The organism is Streptomonospora sediminis, from assembly GCF_054778995.1.
Genome location: NZ_BAAGYZ010000025.1, coordinates 49,963 through 58,491 on the forward strand (window position 1 = coordinate 49,963; position 8,529 = coordinate 58,491).

General features: G+C 73.6%; 8 protein-coding genes. 2 read left to right on the top strand and 6 right to left on the bottom strand.

All coding sequences use genetic code 11. The annotated features are described in order from the left end of the window. Window positions 1-6 precede the first annotated feature (6 nt). Window positions 7-981 carry a MurR/RpiR family transcriptional regulator gene (locus tag ACYVD5_RS07215; protein ID WP_461000137.1) on the bottom strand — a complete coding sequence of 325 codons (975 nt, stop codon included), beginning with the start codon at window positions 979-981 and terminating at the stop codon, window positions 7-9. Between the two features lie 75 nt (window positions 982-1,056). On the opposite strand from ACYVD5_RS07215, the gene ACYVD5_RS07220 reads away from it, so the two are divergent. Next, window positions 1,057-2,190 carry an NAD(P)/FAD-dependent oxidoreductase gene (locus tag ACYVD5_RS07220; RefSeq protein WP_461000138.1) on the top strand — a complete coding sequence of 378 codons (1,134 nt, stop codon included), beginning with the start codon at window positions 1,057-1,059 and terminating at the stop codon, window positions 2,188-2,190. Window positions 2,191-2,229: 39 nt separating this feature from the next. Continuing rightward, window positions 2,230-3,609: a sodium/glutamate symporter gene (locus ACYVD5_RS07225; protein WP_461000139.1), complete on the top strand. Its 1,380-nt coding sequence runs from the start codon at window positions 2,230-2,232 to the stop codon at window positions 3,607-3,609. A 46-nt stretch (window positions 3,610-3,655) separates the two neighbouring features. On the opposite strand, the gene ACYVD5_RS07230 is transcribed toward ACYVD5_RS07225, so the two are convergent. The 5 genes from ACYVD5_RS07230 to ACYVD5_RS07250 all read right to left on the bottom strand — a co-directional run. After that, window positions 3,656-4,498, bottom strand: coding sequence for an SDR family oxidoreductase (locus ACYVD5_RS07230; protein WP_461000140.1), 843 nt, complete (start codon window positions 4,496-4,498; stop codon window positions 3,656-3,658). Between the two features lie 259 nt (window positions 4,499-4,757). Beyond that, window positions 4,758-6,218 (bottom strand): FGGY family carbohydrate kinase, encoded by a 1,461-nt coding sequence (locus tag ACYVD5_RS07235; protein ID WP_461000141.1) that lies wholly within the window; start codon window positions 6,216-6,218, stop codon window positions 4,758-4,760. Further along, window positions 6,215-7,267: a 2-hydroxyacid dehydrogenase gene (locus ACYVD5_RS07240; protein WP_461000142.1), complete on the bottom strand. Its 1,053-nt coding sequence runs from the start codon at window positions 7,265-7,267 to the stop codon at window positions 6,215-6,217. The genes ACYVD5_RS07235 and ACYVD5_RS07240 overlap by 4 nt, the downstream gene beginning before the upstream one ends. A 78-nt stretch (window positions 7,268-7,345) precedes the next feature. Further along, a complete protein-coding gene (locus ACYVD5_RS07245) occupies window positions 7,346-7,798 on the bottom strand; it encodes a ribose-5-phosphate isomerase (RefSeq protein ID WP_461000143.1) in 453 nt (150 codons plus the stop codon). Window positions 7,799-7,805: 7 nt separating this feature from the next. Next, window positions 7,806-8,529 (bottom strand): DAK2 domain-containing protein (locus ACYVD5_RS07250; RefSeq protein WP_461000144.1); only part of this gene is annotated, 724 nt, incomplete at its 5' end.

Here is an 8,529-nt window from a genome sequence, read left to right on the forward strand (position 1 = left end):
GCGGCGTCAGGTGGCCGAATCCGCCGAACCGGGACCCGGCGGCGGGCCGTCGGTGCCCGCCGGGTTCGGCGGCCCCGCCGCTCCCACCGCCCCCGGTGGGGCGACGTCGGTGTCTATCGGAGTGCCCGCGATCGCCTCGCGCAGCCGGTTCAGGCGTTGGCGGGCCGCTACCGAGCCGGAGCGGTCGCGGGCGGCGAGGTCCATGACCAGGGCGTGGGCCACCAGCCAGCCGGCGAAGTTCTCGTCGGCGGCACCGGCGGTGGACGGGGGAGTGGCCAGTACGGCGTGCACGCGCCCGCCCAGTTCGGCGCCGAGTGCCTCGGTGATCACCACCACCGGCGCTTCCACCTCCTCGCAGTGGTCCAGCAGCGCCTCGATCTCGCGGAAGAGGCGCAGCGGGGCCACGACGACGACCGCGTCGCCCCGTTCGATTCCCAGCAGGTCGTCGGCCAGGCGGAACCCCGAGGTGTCCACGGCCAGGCTGCGACGTCCCAGTCGGCCGACCTCGATGGCGAGGTAGCGGGCCGTCGCCGACGCCGGTCCGATGCCGTAGCAGACGGTCCGCGCCGCGCCGCCGAGCAGGTCGACGGCCGCGGCGAAAGCCCGGGCGTCGAGCACCTCGGGCAGCCGGCGCAGCAGGTCGGCGCTGTCGGCGATCACCCGGTCCAGTACCGGGGCGCCGCCGAGCCCTTCCAACCGCTGGTCGAGCACCATGGCGGGGTCGCGCCGCGCCGTGAGCATGTCCAGCACCGAACGTTTGAGCTCGCGCAACCCGCTGAAACCGAGCGAGCGCGCGGTGCGCACCACCGTCGCGTCGCTGGTTCCGGTGAGCGCGGCGAGCTGCTGCGCGGAGGCGGTAACGGCCTCGGACGGCCGGTTGAGCACGAAGTCGGTCACCGCGCGCTCCCGCGGGGACAGCGAGTCCAGCCGGGCGGTGACGCGGGCGCGGAACCCGCCGTCTTCAGTTGATGAAGTTTTCATGTCACTCTTGATCCAAACATGAAGTGAACACTACGATCCGTGTGAAGCAGATCTCTTGGCAAGGACTCGGTACTGATGCAACACCAGTTCGTGATTATCGGGGGCGGCATCCACGGGTGCGCCGCCGCATGGATGCTCGCCGACGCCGGGGAGGACGTGCTCCTCCTCGAAGCCGCCGGGATCGCCGCGGGGGCATCGGGCGGCTTCGGTCGGCGCGGCGTGCGGGGAAACCGCCGCGACCTGCGCGAACTGCCACTGATGCGGTCCGCCTACCGCCTCTGGCCCACACTTTCCGACCGGCTCGGCGCCGACACCGGCTACGAGCAAATCGGCGGACTCAACCTGATCGAGCAGGAGACCACGGGCACCAAAGGCGGCCTGGTCGCCGCCCGGGCACACGCCGACGTGCAGAACCGCAACGGCGTACCCACCGAGGTGCTCGACCGCGACCGCCTGCTCGACCTGGAACCCGACCTCGGCGATTCGGTGCGCGCGGCCCTGTACTGCCCCTTCGATGGCACGGCCGACCACGGCGCCACCACCGCGGCCTTTGCCGCGGCGGCCCGCGCACGCGGCGCCACCATCGAGGAGCACAGCCCTGTCACCGGCGTCGAGTTCTCCGACGGGCGCGCCACCGCCGTCACCACCGCCGGCGAGCGCCGCTACGAGGTCGGCCAGGCGCTGCTCGTCCTCAACAACGCCGGAGCCCCCGACCTGCTGCGCGACCACTTCGGCGTGAACCTGCCCATCTGGCGCATCCTCCCGCAGGCGCTGCGCGTTGTGCCCCCGGCCCGACCGCCCATGCGCCACCTCATCGGCCACGACCACCGCTCGCTGTCGCTCAAACCGCTGCCCGACGGCGGCGTCATGGTCAGCGGCGGCTGGCGCGGGGTGTGGAACGCCGGGCTCGGACGCGGCGAAACCGTCGAGGCCAACGTGCGCGGCAACCTGCAAACCGCCGCCGAAGTCTACGCCGACCTGTCCGACGCCCAACTCGACCTCGCCGACGCGGCCCGGCCCGAATCGTGCAGCGCCGACGAAATCCCGGTCATCGACCGCATCCCCGGAACGGCCAACGCCCTGGTGGGCACCGGCTGGACCGGCCACGGCTTCGCCATCGCGCCCGCGGTGGCCGAAGCCCTCGCCTTCTGGGTGCGCACGGGGGCGCGCCCGGAAAGCCTGGCCCCGTTCTCGGCCGCGCGGTTCTAGCAACCGGCGGCCGCCCCCCACGGTCACCCTAGGAGCACCATGTTCCCCACAGAGGAAGTCGCCGGCGACACGGTCACCACGCTGCTGTTCGCCCTCACCGTGCTGGGTCTGCTGATCCTGGCGGGAGTCCTGCTGCGGCTGCTGGTCAACCCGCTGCGCAAGCTCTTCATCCCCGCGGCGCTGATCGGCGGCGTGCTCGGCGCAGCGCTGGGCCCCTACGGCGCGGGCCTGTTCCCCGAAGGCATGACCGCAACGTGGTCGGCCCTGCCCGGAATCCTCATCACCGTGGTGTTCGCGCCGATGCTCATCGGCGTGCGCATGCCCAACGTGCGGCAGAGCTACCACCTCATCGCGCCGCAACTGCTGTTCGGCTACATCGGCGACCTGCTGATGATGGGCGTGCCCGTGCTGGTGGGCGCGGCGCTGCTGATGCCCGTCTGGAACGTGGACGCCATGTTCGGCACCCTCGTCGAGATCAGCTGGCCGGGCGGCCACGGCACCGCCGGAGGCATGGCGCCGGTCTTCGCCGATCTGGGGTGGGCCGACGGCGGCGCACTCGCGCTGGCCGCCGCCACGGCCGGGCTCATCTTCGGGATCGTCATGGGCATGGTGCTGATCAACATCGGCGCGCGCCGCGGCGACGTTCCCCACGCCGCCGACGCCCGCAACACTCCCGACCTGCTCGACAGCGGCGACCGCCCCGGACTGGGCCGGATCACGCTGAACAAGGACCTGGTCGACGGGCTGGCGTTCCACGGCGCCCTGATCGCCGTGGCGGTGTTCATCGGCTGGCTGCTGCAGTCGGCGCTGGAGCTGGTGGTGCCCGGCATGCCGCTGTTCCCGCTGGCGATGATCGGCGGCGCGGTCGTGCAGGCGGTCATCGGGCGCACGCGCCTGGCCGAGGCGGTCGACACCGGCAGCCTGCGCGCGATCCAGGGCGCCGCACTGGACCTGCTGGTGGTTTCGGCCGTGGCCTCGGTTTCGGTTCCGGTGGTGCTGGCCAACATCGTGCCGCTGACCCTGCTCATGCTGGTGGCCGCCGCGGTTTCGGTCGGCTTCTTCTACTGGGCGGGCCCGCGGATGTTCCGCGAGTCCTGGTTCGAGCACGCCATCGTCAACTTCGGCACGCTGACGGCGGTCTCCTCGGTGGGCCTGATGCTGCTGCGCACCGCCGACCCCGAACTGAAAACCGGCGCCGCCCGCGCCTACGCGCTGCGGTCGCCGTTCTTCAGCCCGCTGCTGGGCGGCGGCCTGATCACGGCCCTGCTGCCGGTGATCGCGGTCAACTACGGCCCCTGGGCGCTGGGGCTCGGCGCCTGCGCCGCAGCCGCTCTGCTGTGGGTGCTGGCCAAGGTGCTGCGGATCTGGCAGAGCCCGCACAAGCGGGTGGAGGAGGCGGGGGCCTCCTCCACCGCCTGACCTGGCACAGGGGCGGTTCCGTGTGCCGGCCGGCACACGGAACCGCTCAGCCCGGAAGCCGGAAGCCGCGGCGCAGCAGGCGTTCGGACAGGCGCTGGGGCAGCAGCACCTGCAGCAGCGGGAGCCACCGGGCCTCGGCCCCGGCGCCGTAGCGCAGGCGGGGCGAGCGGTCGGTGGCAGCCGCCACGATGCGCGCGGCGGCGGCTCCCGGGTCGCCGCCTTTGCGCATCGCCTCATCCATGGTCTGCTGGGCGCGTTCGCGCACGCCGTCGTAGTCGGAGATGCGCGCCGGCGAGCGGGTGGCGGCCGCGACCGTGCCTGTGGCGAACGCGCCCGGCTCCACCAGGCAGACGTCGACACCGCAGTGCTTGACCTCGTGGTGCAGCGCCTCGGTGTAGCGGGCAAGGGCCGCCTTGGACGCGGCGTAGTACCCTTCGCCGGGCTCGCCCACCCAGGCGGCCAGCGAGCCGACGTTGACGATGCGCCCGCGCCCGCGGGCGCGCATCTGCGGCAGGACCGCGTTGGCCAACCGTGCGGCACCGAAGAGGTTGGTCTCGAACACCGCCGCGGCGTCAGCGGGCGGGGTTTCCTCGGCGATGCCGTGGTGGACGTCGGCGGCGTTGTTGACCAGGACGCCGATGCCGCCGCTGCGCTCGGCGGCTGCGGCCACGCACGCGGCGACCGACTCCTCGCTCGCCACATCGAGCCGCAGCATCTCAACGCCGTCGGCGTCCGGGCGCGGGCTGCGGCTGGTGCCGAAGACACGGAAGCCGCGCCGGGCGAACAACCGGGCGCACTCGCGGCCGATACCCGAGGACGCGCCGGAGACCAGGACGGTGCGGTCTGGGGAGTCGGGGAAGCGGTCGGCGGACTGGTGCGGCGGCGTCATGGCGCCCCTGTTCTGTCGGGGCCGGGTCCGGGGCCGAGTCGGTATCCGGGCGGCGCAGCGGTAGCGGCTGCGCCCGTTGTGCCACACACCCTATGGCGGCAGGAGCACACCGGCCGGTCCTTGCGGACATGGCGGCGCCCCGGCGAGAGGGGAGACTCGCCGGGGCGCGTGCTTTTCCGTTTCCGTCCTGTCGTTGCGCTTGTTCCGCGCTGTCCTGCTCTGTTCCGCCTGCTCCACCCCGCGGGGGCCTCACAGCACCCTACGCGGGTGCGTCCGACCGCCACAGTGCGCGGGCGCTGTCGAGGTGGGCGCGGTAGCGGGCGTAGCCCTCCTCGTACTGGGCGCGCAGGTGCTCGCGCGGTTCGACCCGGGCACCCTGGGCCAGCCAGCGGCTGCCGTCGGCCGGCTCGCCCAGCCGCCGCCACGCCGAAGCCGTGGCGCCGCGCACCCCGATGGCGTCGTCGGACGGCAGGATCACCGGCCGGCCCAGCACGTCGGCGAACACCTGCATCCAGGCGCGCGACCGGCTGCCGCCGCCGCAGACCGCGAGCCTGCCGGTCAGCCCGGCCGCCTCCAGGCAGTGGCGGGCCGCATAGGCGATGCTTTCGCACACCGCGCGGACAATGTCGGCGCGCTCGGTGCCGAGATTGACACCGGTGAGCTGGCCGCGGGCCCGCGGGTCCACGAACGGCGCCCGCTCACCCGACTCGGCCAAAAACGGCAGCGCCGAAACGCCGCGGGCGCCGGGCGGGCTGGCCTCCAGCAGCGGCTCCACCTCGCCTATCCCGATGCCCAGCAGGTCCATCAGCCAGTCCAGGCTGGCCGTGCCGACCATGGCCGGCATGGCGCGGGAGAACCGGTCGGCGCGGTCGGTGCACAGCCACATCCCCGCGGGTTCGCTGGGCGTCTGCACACTCACATGGTCGGCGACGACCTGGCAGGCCAGGGTGGTGCCCACGGTCAGTAGCCCGTCGCCGACCTCGCTTAGGCCGCTGCCCAGCAGGCAGGCGGGCAGGTCGAACGGGCCGCCGGAGACCGGGGTCCCCGCGGGCAGGTCCAGCAGTTCGGCCCCGCGCCGGTCCAGCGAGTACAGCCGGTCGGGGGCGGCCGGCGCGGCCAGCAGGTCCCGCCACTGCGAAACCCCGCACTCGGCGAGCGCGGCGGAGCTGTAGTCGCGGCTGCGCACGTCCAGGAAGGGCAGGGAGGCGTCGGAGGCGTCGACCGTGATCTCGCCAGTGAGGTGCTGCACCATCGCGTCGACGCAGTAGCCGGCCACCGCCGAACGCTGCAGTGTCTCGGGTTCCTCGGCGTCCAGCGCCGCCAGCAGCGGGCCGTGCGCGCCGGGGAACATGCCCTGGCCGGTCAGCTGGTGCACCCGGTCCATGGTGCCGTCCTCGTACCACTGCCGCACCAGCGGCCCGGCGCGCCCGTCGAGCCAGGAGATGGCGGGCCGGGTAGGCCGGCCGTCGGCGTCGCGCAGCCACAGGCCGTCGCCCTGGCCGGTCAGGGCGACGGCGGTGACCGGTTCCGCCTGGGTCGCGGCGACCTTGCGCACCACCGAGGAGACGGTGGCCAGCACCTCGTCCAGGTCCTGCTCGACCCGGGCGCCGCCCGGCCGGTGCAGCGTTGTCGGCTCGTCGGCCTCGGCCACCGCCCGGCCGTCGCGATCGAACACGGCGGCCTTGGTCATGGTCGTGCCGACGTCGACGCCGATGATCATGCGCGCACCTCCCGCACCTCTGGGTTGGCCAGGTGGCGCGGCTCTTCGCCGCGCAGGTAGCGCCCTACCTCTGCTGCGACGATATGCGCTGCGCGTTCGGCCGTCTGCCGGGTGGCCCCGGCCAGGTGCGGGGTGGCCACCACATTGGGCAGCCCGCGCAGCGGCCAGTCGGCGGGCGGCGGCTCGACGTCGTAGACGTCCAGCGCGAGCGCGCCCAGCTGCCCGCTGCGCAGCGCCTCGGGCAGTGGGGCGTGGTCGAGCAGGCCGCCGCGGGCGGTGTTGACCAGTACCGCGCCGCGCGGCAGCAGCGCGAGCTTGTCGCCGTCGATGAGGTTGCGGGTCTGCGGGGTCAGCCGCGCGTGCAGGCTGACCACCGAGCTGGAGGTCAGCAGCTCATCCAGCTCGACGAGGCGCACCCCGTCCTCGGCGGCGGTCCCAGGATCGGTGAAGGGGTCGCTGACCAGCACCTCGGCTTCGAAGGCGCGCAGGATGCGGGCCACGATCCGGCCGATGGCGCCGTAGCCGACCAGCCCCACCGTGGTGCCGCGCAGTTCGACACCTGCCTGGTCGTAGGCGTAGAAGTCGCCGCGCCAGCGCCCCTGGTGCAGTTCGGAGTCGGCACCCGGCACCCGGCGCAGGGCAGCGAGGATCATGGCGATCGCGTACTCGGCGGCGGCGGTCGCGTTGCGGCCGGGTGCGTAGGTCACGGCGACACCGGCGCGGGTGGCCGCTTCCAGGTCGACGTTGACGGGCCCGCCCCGGCACACCGAAACCAGGCGCAGGCCGGGGTTTGCCTCGATGACCTTCGAGGTCACCGGCGCCATCTGGGTCATGCAGACCTCGGCGCCCCGCAGCGCCTCGATGACCTCTTCCTCGGTCCCGCTGGCCTCTTCGACCCCGCCGACGGGGCCGAACGGCTCAACGGGCCAGGGCAGCCGCAGCTTCGCGGTCTCCGGAGGAGTCAGCCGGCCGCTGCTGACCTCCTCGTCCAAGGCGCTCACCAGCAGGTCCGGGCTGACAAAGTGGTCGCCCGCGGCCAGTACACGCATGTCGGCTCCTGTTCACGTTCGCATGTTCCAAGCCCCGTCGGGGGGTATCCGGATGTGTCGCCGCAGCCGCGCCGCGGCTCAGGCCTGTTCGTACTCGTTGATGCGGGCGACCTTGGCCGCGCTGGCCGATTCGGGGTCGAAGACGTGGCCGATCCACTCGGCGGTGATCCGCTTCGCCAGTTCCGGCCCGATTACCCGCGCCCCCATGGTGAGCACCTGGCAGTTGTTGGACTTCACCGACCGCTCGGCCGAGTAGGAGTCGTGGGCGACCGTAGCGCGCACCCCCGGCACCTTGTTGGCGGAAATGCACATGCCGATGCCGGTGCCGCACACCAGGATGGCGCGTTCGACCTGGCCGTCGGCGACCTGTTCGGCGGCCGCGATCCCCAGCACGGGGTAGGCGCGGTCGTCGTCGGCGTCGGGGACGCCGAGGTCGCGGACCTCGGTGATGCGCGGGTCCGCGTCGAGCAGGTCGCGGAGTTCGTTCTTCAGCGCGGCTCCGGCGCTGTCGGCGGCGACTGCGATTCTCATGGCGTGATCACCGGCTTTCGGAGTCGGGACCGGCCGCGGTGCCTGAATCGGCGGCGCTGCCGGCAGGGGTATCGGTGGGGCAGCGGGCGGCGATGACCTCGGCCGCTGCCGTGGCCATCAGCGCCAGCGAGGTGGCGCCGGCGTCGGGGTGGCCCTGGCCGCGTTCGCCCAGCCGCGCGGCGCGTCCGCGCTTGGCGTGCATGTCGGCGGTGGCGCGGGCGGCGGCGGTGGCCGCCGCTGCGGCATCGGTCCAGGCCTCGGACAGCCCGGCTCCGGCGCGCGCGTTCTTCACCAGGGTGTCGCGGAAGGGCGCGAGCGCGTCGAGCATGGTTTTCTCGCCGACGGCGCCGCCGCCGAGTTCGCACACGGCGCCGAACGCGGAGTCGACGGCCGGGGCGATGAGTTCGGCGGTGACCGGCACGGAACCGGCCTCCACCAGCCCGCCGCCGATTTCGGTGAGCAGCAGCCCGTACAGCGCGCCCGAGGCGCCGCCGGCCGCGTCGGCCAGCGCCGTCCCGGCCAGCAGCAGCGCCCGGCCCGTGTCGTGGGCGGTGTTGCCGGACTCGGCGCCGCGGGCCGCCGCAGCGGCCGCGGTCAGCCCGCGCACCATGCCCAGGCCGTGGTCGCCGTCGCCGGCGACCGCATCCAACCGGCCCAGTTCCTGCTCGTTGGCCTCGACGGCGGCCAGCGCCGCCGCCAGCGCCTCGACCGCTACACCGCCGCCCGGCGCC

Excerpts from the sequence above, each read along its gene's own strand:
- ACYVD5_RS07215 (WP_461000137.1), bottom strand. The coding sequence starts at position 981 with ATGAAAACTTCATCAACTGAAGACGGCGGGTTCCGCGCCCGCGTCACC.
- ACYVD5_RS07220 (WP_461000138.1), top strand. The coding sequence starts at position 1,057 with ATGCAACACCAGTTCGTGATTATCGGGGGCGGCATCCACGGGTGCGCC.
- ACYVD5_RS07225 (WP_461000139.1), top strand. The coding sequence starts at position 2,230 with ATGTTCCCCACAGAGGAAGTCGCCGGCGACACGGTCACCACGCTGCTG.
- ACYVD5_RS07230 (WP_461000140.1), bottom strand. The coding sequence starts at position 4,498 with ATGACGCCGCCGCACCAGTCCGCCGACCGCTTCCCCGACTCCCCAGAC.
- ACYVD5_RS07235 (WP_461000141.1), bottom strand. The coding sequence starts at position 6,218 with ATGATCATCGGCGTCGACGTCGGCACGACCATGACCAAGGCCGCCGTG.
- ACYVD5_RS07240 (WP_461000142.1), bottom strand. The coding sequence starts at position 7,267 with ATGCGTGTACTGGCCGCGGGCGACCACTTTGTCAGCCCGGACCTGCTG.
- ACYVD5_RS07245 (WP_461000143.1), bottom strand. The coding sequence starts at position 7,798 with ATGAGAATCGCAGTCGCCGCCGACAGCGCCGGAGCCGCGCTGAAGAAC.